The following is a 16,748-nucleotide window of genomic DNA, read 5'->3' as shown; positions in this document are numbered from 1 at the left end:
GGGCGGCTGACTGGATCGTCGGCGGCCCTCCGCAGCCCTAGCGTTGTCCTCGTCGCCGACCACACAACCCAGGGAGCAACCATGGCCGACCGCATCGCCCCCGTCGAGACCGCCACCCGCAGCCTGTTCCGCCCGGTGCTCTGGCTGGTGCTGATCGTCAGCGCGGTCATCAACGCCAGCATGTCGATCGCCGACGCGAACGTCTTCGTCGGCGCCGGGTTCGGACTGGTCACCCTGACCTGCGCGGTGCTGCTGGTAGTGCACCACTACCGCAATCGTCGGGACTGACCTAGACGGCGAGGTCCTCGGCCGCACCGAGGACCTCGCCGCCGGTCACCGAGGGGTCGGGGAGTCGAGCAGCATGGAAGATGCCACCGGCAAGGCCCCACCGCGACGATGGAGTGGACGGATGCGGATCAGCGGTACGGCATCATCGGGAACCAGCCGAACCCGAACATCGCCGGGACCCGCAGATCCCAGTAGACGACGGTGAAGACCCCCAGCATGAGCATCAGCCCTCCGGTCACCACGACGCTGCGCGAGGGGTCGGAGGCCCACGCCAGGAAACGTCCCCGGGTGACGAGCACGATGAGGGCGAACAGCAGGGCCACGATCAGGATGTTGCCCAGGGACTGAAGGACGAAGGCCATGGCGCCGTTCAGCGGGTTGCCGGTGTCCACGGCCCAGTGGAACAGCTTGTTGAACAGCGGGTACGGCCGGCCGATGAGGAAGCCGCCGATGAGGGCACCGATGGTGACCACCCGGGCCACCGGACGACGGGCGAACACGTCCGGCAGGAAGCCCAGGGCGGCCAGGCCCAGGTAGGCCAGGGCCAGCCCGATGAGGCCGAACACGACGGACGACTGGATGATCCGGACCGGCATCTCGCCGATCGTCTCGGTCGACAGCTGCGGCAGCCGGTCACCGAGCATCACCCCGACCGCGCCGTACAGCGCGGACACCGTCACCATGCCGACCGTCATCCAGCCCACCGGGCGCAGGAGGGCGGCGATGGTGTGCCGGGCCCTCCCGGTGCGTTCCGTACTGGCCTGGGTCAGCGGGCCGACCGAGGCCATCATGGCGATGTTGCAGGCGGTGAAGGTGCCGGCCAGCCCGGACACGAAGGCGAACAGCAGGCCGGCGGCCGTCCCCGCGATGGGGGTGGTCTTCGCGTCATGGCCCAGCGCCGCGTTGGCCACGGTGTCGCCGATGACCGAGTCGACGAGTTCGAACGACCACACCACCGCCAGCAGGATGCCTCCGAGGGTGGCGATGAGTGCCGCCCGTACCGGTGGCCGGGACCTCGGTGGGTCTATGAGCGCCTTGTGGCGGCTGTCAAGGTGGGCCATGTCGATAGTCCTTCCTTCGTGCTCTTTTCCGATGACGCGTTGCGCTCGTCGCAGTGCTTGCGCAGACAGCATCGAAGGTTCGCTCTCCGAAGACGTCTCGTATCGTGCGGACTTCGGCCCTGAACAGCGACAACGGTCGCCGTTCGGTAGCACTGTGCGGCTTTCGAGAGAACTGTCGTCCTTCCATATGGCCCAGGATCGCCCAAGTGGCCGATTCGCCGTGGCGGCGATCCGCCCGAGGGTTGCGGTACGACCACCGTCTATTGAGTGGCCGCACCGAAGAGGAGCGCCGATGGACGTACTGAGAAAGACCTCACTGGTCGCGGGTGGGTGCTATGTGCTCACCTTCGTCTCGATTCCGACCGTCGCGCTCTACCGGCCGGTACGCGACGCGGATTACCTGCTGGCGTGGCGAGTCTGCTGACGGTGGTCGCTGTTGTACCAGGCACGCCTGGTGCCCAGGGTTCTTCCGGTGCTCGGGCTCGTCGGGGCACCCCTGCTCATCGTCTCGGACCTGTGCGTGCTGTTCGGTCTCTGGGACCGGTTGTCCCCGGTGACGGCGATCGGGGCCCTGCCCATCGCCGTCTGGGAGTTCTCGCTGGGTGTCTACCTGATCGTCCGGGGCTTCCGGCCGTCCGCGATCACGGCGGGAAACCGCGCCGCCGGCACCCCTGCCCGGGAACCGAGCCCGTGACATAACTCGTACAACAGCGTACGGTTTATCTCGAACATGAATGTTCGAGATGGAGGTGCGGGGCATGACCGGCGACAAGCTCCTGCGACGTTGGCCCGCTGCCCTGGGGGTGCTGGTCGCGGCCGGTACCGTGCTCGGCGTCGAGCATGGCGGCCAGATCGCCTCCGTGGTGGCGGCCTCCGGGTTCGTCTACCTCGCCGCAGCGGCCATCGGGCGCCCCGGCGCGGCATGGCCCGCCTTCGGTGTCACCTTCGTGCTCATCGGGCTGAGCCTTCGTACCGGCTTCGATGCCGTGCTCTGGGTCTGCGTCGCGGCTGCCGCCCTAGCCGTCATCGGCCTCCTGCGGGCGGGCGTACGTCCAGTGTGGTCGCTGCCGCTCCAGTCGGCGGCGATGGTCGTGCTCGGGGCGGCCGCGCTGTTGGCGGTCCGGGCCGACCCGGTCATCGCCGGGGTGATCGTCAGTGTCGCCCTGTTCGCCCACGCGGCATGGGATGTGTGGCACCACCGCACCGGGCGCGTCGTCGCGCGTTCCCTGGCGGAGTTCTGCTGCGTACTGGACGTGCTGGTCGGGGTGGGGGTGCTCGTCGTCACCCTGACGTTGTGACGGCCAGCGCCGCCAGCAGGGTGTCGCGGACCAGTCCGGTGGCCTCCTCGGCGGTCACGTCCCCCCGATGCACCGCGGCCGATGCCCCGTGCAACACCCCCTGGATGGTGGTGAGCTGCCACGACAGCGGCATGTCGGCCCGGAACACCCCCTCGTCCCGACCGCGGGCGACCAGCGCACGCATCCGGCGAGCCGGCTCCTCGTGCACCCGCCGCATCTCCTCCGGGGTCAGGGCATCGCTCGCCGCGACCACGATCGCCCCGAACCGGTAGGTCAGCTGCCAGGTCGCCTCCAGCAGGCGGGCCATCGCCTCCCGTGGATCACCGTCGAGATCGACCGCACCCAGGGCCTGGTCGGTACTGGCGATCACCCGGCGGCTGACCGCCTCGACCAGTGCCCCCCGGGACGGGAAGTGACCATAGAGGGTCACCCGGCCCACCCCCGCCGCCCTGGCGATCTCGTTGACACTCACCGCCGGGTCGGTGGCGAGCAGGGTGATCGCGGCCTCAAGGATCGACTCGACATTGCGCCGGGCGTCCGCGCGCCGGGCCGTCCCCTCGGTAGCCATCGCGCCTCACCCATCTTGAACAGGGATGTACGCCTTGAGTGTAGGGCGCGGAGGTCCGCGCCGCGCCGATCGACCGCGCGACGCGGCCCGCTCACCTCGGGTGGGTGGCGGTACCTCCGCCGGGCGGGGGCGGGCCGATCGGACAGGTGGCGCCCTCCAAGGCCACCCCGGCGGAGGCCACCGTCACGGCCGTGGGCCCGGCCAGGAGCAGGGCGATCACGGTGGCGGCGACCAGGCGGTGGCGGATGCGGGGCCGGGTCGGCGGGGCCAGCATCCGGCGTACCCGTTCCACCGCACCGGTAGCGGCGCCGAGGGCGTGCCGGGGGGTGCGGTCGGCCAGCCGCACGATGGCGGTGGCCACCGCCTGCCGTCCGTGCTGCTCACTCGCCCGGTCGTCCGCCAGATGCTCCACCAGCCGCCGGATCTCCCGCTCGGCGGTCTCGGCCATCGGCAGTCCCGGCAGCGTGCGATGGAAGGCGGCGGCCAGGGCGACCAGGAGGTGGTGCCGGCCGCGCAGGTGGGCCCGCTCGTGCCGCAGTACGGCCGCCAACTCCTCCGGGGTCAGGGCCTCCACCGCGGCGCTGGTGACGACGACCGTGCCCGGACGGCCGGGCAGACAGTAGACCGCCGCCGCCGAGTGGTCGACCATCGTCCAACCCTCGGCCTCCTGCTGGCTCAGGGGCAGCAGCGCGGCCCGGTGCCGTCGGCGCCAGCGGGAGGCGGACCCGAAGGTGCGGAGGAAACTGACCACCAGGCGGGCCAGGAGGACCGCGGTGGCCAGCAGGGCGGTCACCGCCAGGGTCTCGTTCAGGGCGCCCAGGCCCGCCACGGCCCGTACGCACGCTGTGACGATGCCGTCCAGGCCGGCGGCCAGGGTGGCCGGCGGTACGGCGACGAACAGCCCGGCGGAGAGGACGGCTACGGTCACGGACAGTTCCGCACCCAGCCACAGCCCGATCGTGAACCGGGGCAGGGAGGTCGTCCACCGTCCGGTCAGGGCAGCAGGGGCCAGGGCCGCCACCAGGGTCGCCCAGGCCAGCAGGACCAGGCTGGTCACGAATCCGACCCCCCACGCTGATCCAGCAACTCGCGCAGCGCCGCCGCCTCCTCGGGTCGCATGGCGTCCACGAACCGGGCCAGCGCGGCGTGCTGGTCGGCGGCCGAGGAGAGCGCCTCGGCCATGAGCTGTCCGACATGCTCCTCCCGGCTGGCCCTCGGGCGGTAGCGGTAGGCCCGGCCGGCCAGGTCGCGGTCCGCCCAGCCCTTGCGGTGCAGGTTGTCCAGCACCGTCATCACCGTGGTGTAGGCGAGGTTGCGGTCCGCCATCGCGTCGACCATCTGTCGTACGGTCAGCGGCTCGGCCGCCGCCCACAGCGCGTCCATCACCGCGGCTTCCAGTGGACCCAGTGGACGGTCGTTGCCCGGGTCCTTCCGTCGATCTCGGCTCACCGGTCGACCGTACCGTCGGCGGCGAGCAGCTTCGACCCGGCCGGAGTGGGGCAGGCCCGCTCGCCGGCCGCCGGGGCGGTGCTGGTGCTCTGCGGGCTGGTTGCCTGTTCGGCGGTGGTGCTCTGCCGGTCGGCGGCGGCGCGACGGCGGCGACGTACCAGGACGGCCGCTGCGGCCAGCGCCACGGCCAGGAGGACCAACTCGTCCGGTACCTGACCGAGGGTGTTGGTGACCCACCGTTGCGCGGTGCTCTCGAGGTCGGTCAGGCCGAGGCCCCCGGCCAGGCCGGCCGTGCCGTCGAAGGCCAGGAAGAAGGCGCCCAACGCGATGAAGATCAGGCCGGAGATGGCCGAGGTGGTGTGCAGACGCAGCCGGCCCACCGTGAAGGACCGGCCGCGCAACCAGCGCCGTTCGGCGATGCGCCACCGGTCCCAGACCAGGGCCAGCAGCAGCAGGGGCAGCGTCATGCCCAGCGCGTAGACGGCCAGCAGGGCACCACCGATCGCCGGTCGCGCCGAGGTGGCGGCCACCGTGAGGATTCCGCCCAGGATCGGACCGGAACAGAAGCCGGCCAGCCCGTACACCGCGCCCAGCGCGAAGACCGACAGGGGGGAGTTCCCGGTGATCCGGCCCAGCAGCCGTTGCGCCGGCCCGAAGGCGAACCCCATGCCGGCCAGCTGCACGACCCCGAGGGCGATGATCGACCAGCCGGCGACCAGGATCAGGGTGTCGCGGTGTTGGAAGAAGGCGTTGGCCACCACGGTGGACCCCACCCCGAGGGGCACCAGGACGGCGGCCAGGCCCAGGTAGAAGACCCCGGTGCGGGCCAGCAACCGACGCGGGTTCTGGAAGGCGTACGCGAAGAAGGCCGGCAGCAGCATGGCGCTGCACGGGCTGAGCAGGGCGAGCACCCCGCCCAGCAGGGCGGCCAGGTAGCCGATCTCGCTCACGGGGTGTCCAGCTGCTCGTCGATGGCCTGTTTGAAGGCCTCGTACGGCTGGGCGCCGATGATGAGGGTGTCCCCGATGCTGAAGGCCGGAGTGCCGGTCAGACCCATCGAGGTGGCCTCCCGCTGGTCCCGGTCGATGGCCTCCCGGATGCCCGGAAAGGCCCGGTCGGCGTCGAAGCGGGTCAGGTCCAGCCCGATCCGGGTGGCGATGTCCCGCAGGGCGGCGTCGTTGAGCGCTCCACTGTTGACCCGGCGCTGGCTGGCGTACAGCGCGTCGTGGAACTCCCAGAATCTGCCCTGGGCGGCGGCGGCTCGCGCGGCGGTGGCGGCGGCCCGGGACTCCTCGCCTAGGTAGGGCAGGTCACGCCACTCGATGCGGACCAGCCCCTGGTCGACGTAGTCCCGGATCAGCCGGGGTGTGGTCTCCCGGGCGTGCTTGCCGCAGAAGGGGCACTGGAAGTCGGCGTACTCGATGACCACGACGGGGGCGTCCGGTGCGCCGAGGGCCAGCGGATCGCCGGGGGTACGCCGGGCCAGGCTGGCGAAGGGGCTCTCCTCCTGTTCACCGGCGGCGGCCGGGCCGGCGGGCTGGTCGGACGGCCTGGCGATGATCGCCAGGACCGCGACGATCGCGATGACCACGACTGGACCCAGCCATCCGGCTGCCCGGCGAATCGGCGGCCGGGTCTTCCCGGAGCCTGCACGGGTCGGCTTCATCGGCGTCTCCTCCAGCCTGATCGAAGGCTACTAGCATCCCTAGTACTAGGTAGCTTAGTACTAAGGATGCTAGTAGCGACATCCCCACGCGCGTGCCGGCGGCGGGGGCGGGTAGTCAAGCCGGTGCGGAGAAGGCTGTCCGCGCAGCACATCCCCTTGGGCGTACGCGGGATGGGAAGGGAGAGCGGTAATGGCGGTAGAGGTGTTCGTCATCGCGACATCCTCACTCGGCGACCGCAGCTACCTGGCCTCGGACGGGCGACAGGCGGTCGTGGTCGACCCCCAGCGTGACATCGACCGGGTGCTGTATCTGGCCGGCGAGAAGGGGGTGCGGATCACCCATGTGCTGGAGACCCACATCCACAACGACTATGTCTCCGGTGGTCTGGAACTGGCCCGGATGACCGGGGCGCAGTACCTGGTCGCCGCGGCCGACGAGGTCGACTTCGGGCATTCCCCGGTCGTCGACGGCGAGGTGGTGCCGGTCTCGGACCAGCTGCGCCTGCGGGTGGTCGCCACCCCGGGTCACACCTTCCACCACCTGTCGTACGTCCTGGAGGAGGCGACCGGTGGTGACTGGCGGCCGGTGGGGGTGTTCACCGGCGGATCGCTGCTGTTCGGCACGACCGGCCGCACCGACCTGCTCGGCAAGCAGTACGCCCAGGACCTGGCCCACCAGCAGTACGCCTCGGCGAAGCGACTGGCCGACCTGCTGCCGGACGGGGTGCACGTGTGGCCGACCCACGGCTTCGGCAGCTTCTGCTCGGCCGGCCAGGCCGACGCCCCGGACTCGACCATCGGCCGGGAGAAGCAGGTGAACCCGGTGCTGCGCCTGGCGGCGGACGAGTTCGTCGAACAGACCCTGGCCGGGCTGGACGACTACCCGGCGTACTACGCCCACATGGGGGTGGCGAACTTCGCCGGCCCGGCCCCGGTGGACCTCAGCCCGGTGACCCGGGCGGAACCCGCCGCCCTGCGGAAGCGCATCGCCGCCGGCGAGTGGGTCGTGGACCTGCGACACCGCAAGGCGTACGCGGCCTCCCATCTGACCGGAACGGTCAGCCTGGGGCTGGACGGCCCGATGTCGACCTGGCTGGGTTGGCTGATCGACTGGGGAACCCCGGTCACTCTGCTGGCCGAGACCCCGGAACAGGTGGCCGACGCCCAGCGGGAGCTGGTCCGCATCGGCATCGACCGGCCGGCCGCGCAGGCCACCGGCGAGGCCGAGCAGTGGGCGGCCGAGCCCGGGCAGCTCCGCGAACTGCGGATGGCCGACTTTCCGGCTCTCGCCGCCGCCCGCAAGGGGAGACTGCCGGCCGGCCTGGCCGCCCCGGACGTGGTCCTCGACGTGCGGATGACCAACGAGTGGCGCGGCGGCCACGTCGACGGGGCCGTGCACGTCCCGTTACCGGACCTGCCCGAGCGGCTCGCCGACGTGCCCGCCGGCACCGTCTGGGTGCACTGTGGCTCCGGCTACCGCGCCACCGCCGCAGCGTCGCTGCTGGTCAACGCGGGCCGCGAGGTCGTCGTCATCGACGACAGGTTCGACCGGGCCGAGGCGGCGGGCCTTGCCATGGTCGCGCCGACGACGCCGACCGGCGGTCGGTGACCGAAAGAGGCACGCCGGGACCGGCTGTCTCGTTCCGGCTGCCCGCCTGCCTGCCGGTGATCAATCAACCAGCGGCGTCCCAACTCTGAGTCCGGCCTCGTGGCGCGGAACACGCTCGAACGGGCCGGTGCCGTGGCATCGGCCCGTTCGAGGCCCTGGTTGGTTACCGGTGCCCTCAGCTACCGCTACAGACGGCGGCGGTTCCGCTACCGTTTCCGGTGCCCTGGAAACCGAAACTGGTGGTCTGACCGGCGCCCACCTGTCCGTTGTAGTGCTCGTTCCTCACGGTGATGATGCCGCTGCTGCCGGTGGACACACCGTTCCAGACGTTGCTGACCGACACGCCGCTCGGCAGGTTCAGGGTGACTGTCCAGCCGTTGAGGGCGGTGCTTCCCGCGGTGACGTTGACGTTGGCGACGAAGCCGCCGTTCCACTGGTCCTGCACCGTGAAGACCGCCGTGCAGCCGCTTCCGCCGGGCGGCGGGCTGGCGGGCGGCGGGGTGGTCGGCGGCGGGGTGGTCGGTGGTGGGGTGGTCGGTGGTGGGGTGGTCGGCGGCGGGGTGGTGTCGAGGGTCAGGTTCTTCTGCTGGACTTGCCACTGGGTGCCGCACAACCCGCAGTTGGGGCCGACGAAGTTGGCCCCGGCGGCGGTGTCGCCCTTCAGCCGCCACTTGAAGTAGAGCGTCGCCACCCGACCGAACTCACCGCCGTTGGGCTGGTCGTAGGTGGCACCGTGTCCGACGTTCAGGTTGCCCATGAAGGCGGGCAGCCCGGCCGGCAGCTTGCCCCAGTCGTCCATGGCGTTGGGGTAGGCGATGTCGCTGGGCCCGCCGATGAAGTAGGCGATCGGCTTGGTCAACCGCCTGAGCTGGTAGTCGTCGGCGTCGTTCAGCAGGCCGCTGTTGAAGATGCCGGTCGTGGTGATCCGGGGGTCGTTGGAGACGGCGTACGCCTCCACACCTCCGCAGGAGAAGCCCGCCACGGCGATCTTGGTGGTGTCCAGCCGGTTGTAGTACTTGCTGCCGGCCCGGGAGTTCTCCGCCACCGCCCAGTCGATGGTCTGGGTCAGCATCTGGGCGTTGGTGGATCCGCCACCGTTCGGTGCCCCGTTGGCCACGGCGAGGAAGCCGTGCGAGGCGATCTCACGCAGGAAGTTGTGTTGCGAGAGGCCGTTGCCCGAACAGGCCCCGTTGCCCCAGGCGAGGATGGGCAGCCGCTCGGCCGGGAGGTTCTGCGGCCGGTAGATGGTGTGGTTGGCCAGGCTGGGTGAGGTCTCGTAGTCGGCCGGGTAGGGGCCGGAGCCCCCGACCGCGGCGCTGGCCGGGGCCACGCTGATCGCCATGATCACAGAGGTGACCGGGACGACGAGGGCGGCGAGTCCCGCGTAGACCTTCGTTCTCCTTTTCATGCACCCTCCAGGGGGATGTCACTGGTGGCACTCCCTGCGGTGGCGGTGGCCGCTGTCCATCCGTGCCCTGACCGAGGTCGGCACCGGCCAACGAGTCGAATCGGTGTGGCTGCCCTGACCGCCCGGCTGCGGTCCCCACAGGCGACTCAAGGGGAGCGGTGTGTGCAGTAACTATTACCAGAGCAACGAAAAGTGTCAATGTGAGGTCTGCTTCTGTTCGGCCTGCGGGGGCTGGCCGGCCGGCTCGCCGCGGACCGGTTCCGGCCGTGCGGGGTCCCTCGATGCCTGGAAGTAGGTGATCCACGAAGCGGCGTCCGGCCAGTACGGGGTGACCACCTCGATGAGGCGGGCCTGTGCCAGCGCGCCGAGCGCGGTGTGAATGTCCAGGAAGGTGTCTCTGGCCCGCTGACGCGGCCACGGCTGCGGAAGGAGATGCTGCGGCAGATCCGGATCGGAGTCCGCGAACCTGCGCCAGGAGTTCATCGCGGAGGTGCGGGCCACCAGGGCCCGGACCGGATCAACCTCTCCGCTGCGGGCGGCCCTGCGCAGCTCGGCGTACTGCTGGATGAACCGGGAGTACCCGGCAGCCAGAGCGGCCAGGTCGTACGCCCCGGCCGGTCCGTGCGGCCCGGACTCCTCGTCGAACCGGACATGCATGACCGACCACCGGGCATCCTTGACGTGTTGCAGCAGCTCCGCCAACGTCCGGCGCACCGGTGCGGCGTCGGAGCCCGGCCGGATCCACACGCTGTCGTACAGGCCCACGAAGCGCAGCGCGCTCAACGCCCTGCGTACGGTGTGCCGCAAGGCCTGACCGGAGCGCGGAATCGAGAAGGACACCATCACCCAGGCCCCGGTCCACTGTGGGGGACCGGCCCCGAAGTTCAGGAAGTGCTGGATCCGTGCGCGATGCTTGGCGATCGCCTGCGCCGTCAGGTGGTAGACCGGCGGCCGGGCATCCCCACGCCCGGCGATCAGACCGCGCTTGACCAGTCGCGACAGCGCGGCCCGGGCGCTGGGCTCGCTGACTCCGAACTCCCGCAGCATCGCGATGACCGCGGTCGAGGGCAGCTCGGCCTCCGAGGAGTCGAGATACTCGCCGAGCAGGGTGGCCAGCAGGTGCTGCGGGCTGGACCCGACCTGGGCCCGGGGTAATCGGAGGTGATCGGCGGATTCTTCGGCGTGCACCTCATCAGGGTGCCGCACCGGGTCGCCCACCGTGACCGCAGGCGGTCGCCCGACCCGGCGTGATCTGCGGCCGTCGCCTCCCACCAGGACATCTGGAAGGCGACGCCGCCGACCGCTTCACCCGGTAACCGGCGGCCGGGGTGGACCGGGAGGCTCGACCGGTGGGGTCAGCGCCCGCTGCGGCGGGCGCTGGGCCGGGCCCGGGCGGAGAAGGCAGCCGCGCCGCCGCGCGCCGGTGCGGACCGCGTCGAGGTCGCCGCGGCCGTGGCCGGCTTGCCGCCGCCGCGTCGGCCCCGGCCGCCGTTGGCGGAGGGCACCTCGTGCCGAAGCTCGGCCGCCGGGGTCACCGGCCGGGGGGCGAGGATCCGTTCCCCCGGAGCGAGTTCCCGCAGCAGGGCGTCACCCGGGCGCAACCGGGTGGTGGTCGCCTTGATGCCGGCCTTGCGGGTCAACTCCCGCACCTCGGGCACCTGCCCGTCGGTCATCAGGGTGACGACCGTCCCGGCGGCGCCGGCCCGGGCGGTACGGCCCGAGCGGTGCAGGTACGCCTTGTGCTCCACCGGCGGATCGGCGTGCACGACCAGGGCCACGTCGTCGACATGGATGCCCCGGGCGGCGATGTCGGTGGCGACCAGGGTGTGCGCCTGGCCGTCGGAGAAGGCCTGGAGATTGCGGGTACGCGCACCCTGGGCCAGGTTGCCGTGCAGTTCGACCGCGGTCACCCCGGCGGCCACCAGCCGACGGGTGAGGGTCTTGGCGCCCCGCTTGGTGCGGGTGAAGACCACCGTACGGCCCGGGGCGGCGGTCAGCTCGACGAGCACCTCGAACCGGTCCTCGGCGTTGACGTGCAGCACGTGGTGGGCCATCGCGGTGACCGGCGACAGCGTCGAGTCGACACTGTGCGTGGCCGGGTCGACCAGGAACCGCCGCACCAGGACGTCGACCCCGGCGTCCAGGGTCGCGGAGAACAGCAGGCGCTGCCCGCCCCGGGGGGTCTGCTCCAGCAGCCGCCGTACCGTCGGCAGGAAGCCGAGGTCGGCCATGTGGTCGGCCTCGTCCAGGACGGTGATCTCGACGGCGTCGAGGTGGGCGTTGCCGGTCCCGACATGGTCGGCCAGCCGGCCCGGGCAGGCCACCAGGACGTCCACCCCGGCCCGGAGCCCGGCGATCTGAGGCCGCGCGGCGACTCCGCCGAAGATGGTCATGGTGCGCAGCGACAGGGCCTGGGCCAGGGGCGCCATCACGCTGTCGATCTGGGTGGCCAGCTCACGGGTGGGCACCAGGATCAGTGCCCGGGGCCGCCCGGCCCGCCGTGGCGTGGGGCTGGCGGCGAGGCGGCTCAACACCGCCAGGACGAAGGCGTAGGTCTTTCCCGAACCGGTGCGACCCCGGCCCAGCACGTCCCGCCCGGCCAGGGCGTCCGGCAGGGTGGCGGCCTGGATGGGGAACGGCCGGTCCACGCCGCTCGCGGCCAGTACGCGGGTCAGCGCGTCGGGCACGCCGAGGTCGGCGAAGGTGGGCGAGTCAGATGAGGTGTTCTGGTGTGGGCGGCGTGCCGCCATGAAGGCTCCGAACGTCGAAGGGACGTCCCGCCCGGCGCTGACCGTGCGGCCGCGGCGCGTGGCGTGGGACATCGAACCAGGCCGCCATGGTGGGCCGGCCGTGCTGCCAGTCTACTCGAAGCCGCCGCAGGGGCCTCCTGGCCGCCGGGAAGCGGCCAGGAGTAACCCGGTGCCGCTCAGGGGGAGACCACCTGCCAGCGGCTCTGCTCGTCCATCCAGGCGCGGGCCAGGATCTCCGCCGACTGTCGCCCGGGACACTGGTGGATCTTCGACCGGCCGGCTTCGCCGCCGGCTCGGGCCTCCACCTCCCATGACTGACCGTCAGTGCGGATGTACACATCGCGACGTCCGCGCACGGTGCGGTTGCCGTTCCACCAGTGACGCTCGGTTTTCACCCCTCGACCGTATAGCAGAACTTCCGAGGATGGAATGTTGACGATCTTGGCGAGGGGTGGCTGCGCGGCGCCGAGGTGTCCCGGCGGGAATTGCCTGATCAGAGGGTGACCGGTGGGGCACGGTGCGTGGCCTCGGTCACGACAGGGAAACCAGTAACTCCTGCGTTCGATGGTCGGAGGCCCCGCCCGCCGTACCGAAGCGGTAGTCGTGCACCCGCACCTGGGGTGAGACGAACGCCCAGTCCAATCGCCACCAGTGCGGCCATCCGGGACGAAGGGCCCAACTGGCCGGATACGGCGACGACATGGCGTACCTGGCGTCACGCAGAGTGTCGGGCACCTTGCGCAGGTCACCCATCGCCGGGGTCGTGTTCAGGTCTCCGGCGAGCAGCACCGGATGGGGGTTGGCGCGGACGTCGCGGGCCAGGGCCCGCCACTGCGGCTCCCGTTGGGCGCGTTGTTCCCGCATGATCCGGTAGAAGTCGCCGTCGAACGGGCCGTGCTCGGGGGAGATCTGCACCGGCAGGTGCACGTTGTATGCCGACAGCACCCGACCCGTGCCGAGGTCCAGATCGGTACGCAGGGCCTTGTACCGCCACTCGTCGCCGGCCTCGGCCACCGCCGCGGGCAGGTCGGGGGCCTCCACCGGCACCTGCCGCAGCACCGGCACCCGGGAGAGGGTCACCAGTTCACCCAGGACCACCACCTGGTGTTCGGGGAACTCGGCCCGCAGCCGGGCGAGGGTCTCCTCCGTCGGGTGGCCCTGCTCGTACCAGTACTCCTGCAACAGGTAGACGTCGGCGTCGGCCTCGCGCAGCACCCGGTACAGCGCCTCGGTCTGGCCCCACTCGTCCCAGTAGCCGGTGTTCCAGGAGAAGACCCGCAGGGCGTCCGGCGGGGCGGCGCCGTCACCGCCCTGCCACCACCGCAGGTTCACCCCGCTGAGGCCCGCCCCGAGCAGCAGCCCGGCGGCGGCCAGCAGCGCCACCGCCCGGGGGTGTCGGCTCACGATCGCGCCGAGGCCCAGCACCAGGGGCATCAGGAGGAAGGCCGGTGGTGGCACGGTGTCCACCGCCAGCCAGAGCCAGGACCGGCCGCTGATCATCACATGCGCGAGGGTGAACACCAGCCAGAGCGCCGCGGCGCCGACCAGGACCCGCCCCGCCCACCGCCGCCGGGGCGGGTGGGGGGACGGGGCCTGGTCGGCTACGGTCTCGGCGGAAGCCGCTGTGGTCACGCCGACTTCCACTGGCGGTTGCCGTCGATCGGGAACGAGGCGTCGTACAGTTCGCGGAAGGGCCGGGACAGCAGCCACTGCACGGCGCCGCTGGCCACCCCGGCCGTGATCGTCACGTTGACCATGAACTGCAACACGACGAAGCCGAGCAGGAACAGGGGCCCCTGCCGACGCAGGACGAAGCGGTACATCCCGGCGTCGCAGACCAGGGAGGCGCCGAACAGCAGGGCCGGCAGCAGGGCCCACCAGCCACCCAGCAGCAGGGGCGCGGCCAGGGCCGGCAGGCTGAGGAAGGCGACCAGGGAGCCCCAGGCGCGAGAGGCCGTCTCGAAGCCCTTGCCGAAGCGTCGGGCCCGCGCGTACAGCGGGATGCGCAACCGTCCCCGGTGGAACAGCTTGCGCAGCAGCCCCCGCAGCTCGTGGTCGTGGTCGTGCCGTCCGCGTACCTCGGAGGTCAGCCGCATCCGGTGCCGACGGGTCAGCCGGTAGCCGTAGTCGACCTCCTCGGTCTGCCGCAGCGCGGGGTTGAACGGCCCGACCTCGTCGTACACGGAGCGCCGGATCATGCACACGGCGGGGAAGAGGAACGATATGTCACCCTCGGAACTGATCGACCAGTAGTGATACTGGAGGCCACGGTAGCGGGAGACCAGGGTGTCGTGCAGCAGCGGCTCGGGGTCCTGGATGCCGCAGACCGCCCCGACGGTCGGCTCCGCCCGCAGGATGCTCACCGCGGTCGCGATCGCCTCCGGGGCCAGCGCCAGGTCGGAGTCGACGTAGCAGATCAGCTCGCCGCTGGTGTGGGCGGCGCCGACGTTGCGGGCGGTGCCGCAGCCGCCGTTGGTGCCCGTGCTGAGCACCCGGACCCCCAGGGCCTCGGCCACCGCGACGGACTGGTCGGTGCTGCAGTCGTCGACCATCACCAGCTCGATGTTCGGGTAGGTCTGGTCGAGGATGGACCGCAGGCAGAGATCCAGGGACTCGGCGTAGTTGTAGTTCGGCACGATCACCGAGACCAGCGGAAACGCGTTCATCGGGTGGCGACCTCCGGACGATCGTAGAGCCGGCGGAAGCGGGGTGAGGACAACCAGGCGATCACCCCGGAGGCCGCGGCGACCGCGATGACCAGATTAAGGAAGAAGTGCATCGCGATGAAGTAGCAGAGGAACAACCAGCCGCGCTCGGCCAGGACGAACCGGTGCATCGGCAGGTCACCGGCGACGAAGGCGGCGAAGGCGGCCAGCGGCACCAGCAGGAACGCCGGGCCGAACAGCACCGGCAGCACCAGGGTGAGGACGGCCAGCGGGGCGGCGATGCTGACCCAGGCGCGGGGGCCGCTGCGCAGTCCGCCGGGAAACTCCGGCTTGCGGGCGTACATCGGGATGTGCAGTGCCGTGCGGGTGAAGACCTTGCGGACCAGCACCCCCAGTTCGTGGTCGTGGTCGTGCACACCGCGCACCCTGGGCGTGAGCAGGATCCCGTAGCGCTCCGCCAGCCGCAGGCCGTAGTCGGCGTTCTCGGTCTCCCGCAACCGGGGGTTGAAGGGGCCGATCTCCTCGAACACCCGGGTCGGAATGGCCAGCAGAGCGGTGTAGAGGGTGCTGATGCGACCCTCGTCGGCGATCAGCCAGTAGGACTGCTGGAGACAGCGGTACTCCTCCAGGAGGCTGTCCCGGATCAGCGGGACCGGGTCGTAGTTGCCGCAGACCGCGCCGATGGTCGGGTCCTCGGTGAGCACCTCGACCGCGTTGGCTACCGCGTCGGGACGGGCGGCCACATCGGAGTCGATGAAGAACAGGATCTCACCGGCGGCCACCGCGGCGCCGAGGTTGCGGGCCGCGGCGGGCCCGCTGTTGCTGGGCGTACGCACGACCCGGGCCCCGTGGGCCTCGGCGACCGCCACCGAGTCGTCGGTGCTGCAGTCGTCCACCACGATGATCTCAAGCTGCGGGTATGTCTGGGCCCGCAGGGAGTCGAGGCACAGGTGCAGTGCGCGGGCGTAGTTGTAGTTCGGCACGATGACCGACACCAGAGGAGGGCTCATCTTTCCGTCCAGGTCAGCAGGTGTGGATAGCGGGCGTTGAGCTGTGCTACGGCGAGAACGACACCGACCAGTACGGCGCAACCGACGATCGTCCGATCGCGCAGCAGGATCCGGATCGGATCGCCGCCGGTGCGCTGCACGAGTACCGCCTGCAGGTACCGGAAGGCGGCCAGCAGCCCCAGGGGTACGACGAGGGCCAGCACGGCCGGCGGGTAGGCGTCGATCGGTGTGTCGAGGTGCAGGTACAGCAGGAAGGAGACCCCGGCCAGGGTGGTGGTCAGGCCGAGCAGGTGGTCGGCGAGCAGCAGGTTGTAGCCGTCCAGGGCGGGCCGGTGCCTGGCGCCCAGGACCGCCAGTTCGTGTCGGCGTTTGCCGAGGATCAGCACCAGGCAGCCGCTGAACACCGCGGTCAGCAGCAGGCTGGACGGCGGCGTCTCGACCGCGGCGTAGCCCTGCAGCACCCGCAGCACGAAGCCGGTGGCGACCACACAGACGTCCAGCAGCGGCTGGTGTTTGAGCCACCTGCTGTAGGCGGCGCTCAGCAGCAGGTAGCCGACCAGGGGCCACCAGGCCATCGGGGGAGCGTTGACGGTCAGGGTGATCAGTCCGGCGGCGAGCAGGCCCGCGTACCCCCAGGCCACCGGGACCGGGACGTGCCCGGCGGCGATCGGTCGGTGCCGCTTCTCCGGGTGTGCCCCGTCCCGGTGCCGGTCGGCGATGTCGTTGAGGACATAGATGACCGAGGAGGCGAGGGTGAAAGCGGCCACCGCCCAGACGCACCGCCACAGCGCCGTGAGGGTCCAGACCGGGGTGTCGATCAGGGCTAGCGGAACGGCGAACAGGTTCTTGACGACATGACCCGGCCGGGCCAGGGCGAGCAGGTGGCGGGGCAGCGGTCGGAGGCGGGTGTCACGGTTGGCTGCGACCGGGGCGACCGGCTCCACGACGGTGTCGGCGGCTGTCATCATGGCCCCG

Annotated in this window: 19 protein-coding genes; 5 read left to right on the top strand and 14 right to left on the bottom strand. The window is 71.2% G+C overall.

All coding sequences use genetic code 11. The features are described 5' to 3' along the window. Positions 1-81: 81 nt before the first annotated feature. A complete protein-coding gene (locus ABZ795_RS16350) occupies positions 82-288 on the top strand; it encodes a hypothetical protein (RefSeq protein WP_327025231.1) in 207 nt (68 codons plus the stop codon). Between the two features lie 128 nt (positions 289-416). On the opposite strand, the gene ABZ795_RS16345 is transcribed toward ABZ795_RS16350, so the two are convergent. Further along, the gene (locus ABZ795_RS16345) at positions 417-1,349 is read right to left on the bottom strand and encodes a hypothetical protein (RefSeq protein ID WP_327025232.1); all 933 of its coding nucleotides are present in this window, start codon (positions 1,347-1,349) and stop codon (positions 417-419) included. A gap of 292 nt (positions 1,350-1,641) precedes the next feature. Between ABZ795_RS16345 and ABZ795_RS16340 the strand changes: the two genes are divergently transcribed. The 3 genes from ABZ795_RS16340 to ABZ795_RS16330 all read left to right on the top strand — a co-directional run bounded on the left by ABZ795_RS16340 (position 1,642) and on the right by ABZ795_RS16330 (position 2,647). After that, positions 1,642-1,773, top strand: a complete 132-nt coding sequence (locus tag ABZ795_RS16340; protein WP_327025233.1) for a hypothetical protein — start codon at positions 1,642-1,644, stop codon at positions 1,771-1,773. A 12-nt stretch (positions 1,774-1,785) separates the two neighbouring features. Next, positions 1,786-2,043, top strand: a complete 258-nt coding sequence (locus ABZ795_RS16335) for a DUF4386 domain-containing protein (RefSeq protein ID WP_357530927.1) — start codon at positions 1,786-1,788, stop codon at positions 2,041-2,043. 64 nt (positions 2,044-2,107) lie between these two features. After that, positions 2,108-2,647, top strand: coding sequence for a hypothetical protein (locus ABZ795_RS16330; protein ID WP_357530926.1), 540 nt, complete (start codon positions 2,108-2,110; stop codon positions 2,645-2,647). On the opposite strand, the gene ABZ795_RS16325 is transcribed toward ABZ795_RS16330, so the two are convergent. The 5 genes from ABZ795_RS16325 to ABZ795_RS16305 all read right to left on the bottom strand — a co-directional run bounded on the left by ABZ795_RS16325 (position 2,631) and on the right by ABZ795_RS16305 (position 6,330). Further along, positions 2,631-3,215 (bottom strand): TetR/AcrR family transcriptional regulator, encoded by a 585-nt coding sequence (locus tag ABZ795_RS16325; RefSeq protein ID WP_357530925.1) that lies wholly within the window; start codon positions 3,213-3,215, stop codon positions 2,631-2,633. The genes ABZ795_RS16330 and ABZ795_RS16325 overlap by 17 nt on opposite strands. A 91-nt stretch (positions 3,216-3,306) precedes the next feature. Next, positions 3,307-4,272, bottom strand: a complete 966-nt coding sequence (locus ABZ795_RS16320; RefSeq protein ID WP_357530924.1) for a M56 family metallopeptidase — start codon at positions 4,270-4,272, stop codon at positions 3,307-3,309. Next, a complete protein-coding gene (locus ABZ795_RS16315; protein ID WP_357530923.1) occupies positions 4,269-4,664 on the bottom strand; it encodes a BlaI/MecI/CopY family transcriptional regulator in 396 nt (131 codons plus the stop codon). The genes ABZ795_RS16320 and ABZ795_RS16315 overlap by 4 nt, the downstream gene beginning before the upstream one ends. Further along, positions 4,661-5,614: a cytochrome c biogenesis CcdA family protein gene (locus ABZ795_RS16310; protein WP_357530922.1), complete on the bottom strand. Its 954-nt coding sequence runs from the start codon at positions 5,612-5,614 to the stop codon at positions 4,661-4,663. The genes ABZ795_RS16315 and ABZ795_RS16310 overlap by 4 nt, the downstream gene beginning before the upstream one ends. Further along, a complete protein-coding gene (locus tag ABZ795_RS16305; protein WP_357530921.1) occupies positions 5,611-6,330 on the bottom strand; it encodes a thioredoxin domain-containing protein in 720 nt (239 codons plus the stop codon). The genes ABZ795_RS16310 and ABZ795_RS16305 overlap by 4 nt, the downstream gene beginning before the upstream one ends. 190 nt (positions 6,331-6,520) lie before the next feature. On the opposite strand from ABZ795_RS16305, the gene ABZ795_RS16300 reads away from it, so the two are divergent. Next, on the top strand, positions 6,521-7,939 hold the full coding sequence (locus tag ABZ795_RS16300) for an MBL fold metallo-hydrolase (protein WP_357530920.1): 1,419 nt from the start codon (positions 6,521-6,523) through the stop codon (positions 7,937-7,939). A gap of 175 nt (positions 7,940-8,114) precedes the next feature. On the opposite strand, the gene ABZ795_RS16295 is transcribed toward ABZ795_RS16300, so the two are convergent. From ABZ795_RS16295 to ABZ795_RS16260, 8 genes are all read right to left on the bottom strand, one after another. After that, the gene (locus ABZ795_RS16295) at positions 8,115-9,347 is read right to left on the bottom strand and encodes a cellulose binding domain-containing protein (RefSeq protein ID WP_357530919.1); all 1,233 of its coding nucleotides are present in this window, start codon (positions 9,345-9,347) and stop codon (positions 8,115-8,117) included. A gap of 195 nt (positions 9,348-9,542) precedes the next feature. Next, positions 9,543-10,535: a PaaX family transcriptional regulator C-terminal domain-containing protein gene (locus tag ABZ795_RS16290; protein WP_357530918.1), complete on the bottom strand. Its 993-nt coding sequence runs from the start codon at positions 10,533-10,535 to the stop codon at positions 9,543-9,545. 167 nt (positions 10,536-10,702) lie between these two features. Further along, on the bottom strand, positions 10,703-12,097 hold the full coding sequence (locus ABZ795_RS16285; RefSeq protein WP_357530917.1) for a DEAD/DEAH box helicase: 1,395 nt from the start codon (positions 12,095-12,097) through the stop codon (positions 10,703-10,705). Between the two features lie 176 nt (positions 12,098-12,273). Next, the gene (locus tag ABZ795_RS16280) at positions 12,274-12,492 is read right to left on the bottom strand and encodes a hypothetical protein (protein WP_327025246.1); all 219 of its coding nucleotides are present in this window, start codon (positions 12,490-12,492) and stop codon (positions 12,274-12,276) included. A 136-nt stretch (positions 12,493-12,628) separates the two neighbouring features. Continuing rightward, positions 12,629-13,729: an endonuclease/exonuclease/phosphatase family protein gene (locus tag ABZ795_RS16275; RefSeq protein WP_357530916.1), complete on the bottom strand. Its 1,101-nt coding sequence runs from the start codon at positions 13,727-13,729 to the stop codon at positions 12,629-12,631. Further along, entirely contained in the window at positions 13,726-14,763 is a 1,038-nt protein-coding gene (locus tag ABZ795_RS16270) for a glycosyltransferase family A protein (protein WP_357530915.1), read from the bottom strand. The genes ABZ795_RS16275 and ABZ795_RS16270 overlap by 4 nt, the downstream gene beginning before the upstream one ends. Beyond that, the gene (locus ABZ795_RS16265; protein ID WP_357530914.1) at positions 14,760-15,773 is read right to left on the bottom strand and encodes a glycosyltransferase; all 1,014 of its coding nucleotides are present in this window, start codon (positions 15,771-15,773) and stop codon (positions 14,760-14,762) included. Before ABZ795_RS16265 ends, ABZ795_RS16270 begins: the two co-directional genes overlap by 4 nt. Beyond that, a complete protein-coding gene (locus tag ABZ795_RS16260) occupies positions 15,770-16,738 on the bottom strand; it encodes a UbiA prenyltransferase family protein (RefSeq protein ID WP_357530913.1) in 969 nt (322 codons plus the stop codon). Before ABZ795_RS16260 ends, ABZ795_RS16265 begins: the two co-directional genes overlap by 4 nt. Positions 16,739-16,748: the final 10 nt, after the last annotated feature.

This window comes from Micromonospora sp. NPDC047134, assembly GCF_040643455.1.
GTDB lineage: Bacteria > Actinomycetota > Actinomycetes > Mycobacteriales > Micromonosporaceae > Micromonospora.
The sequence above is the reverse complement of the archived record's forward strand: the minus strand, read 5'-3'. Positions and strand labels throughout refer to the sequence as shown.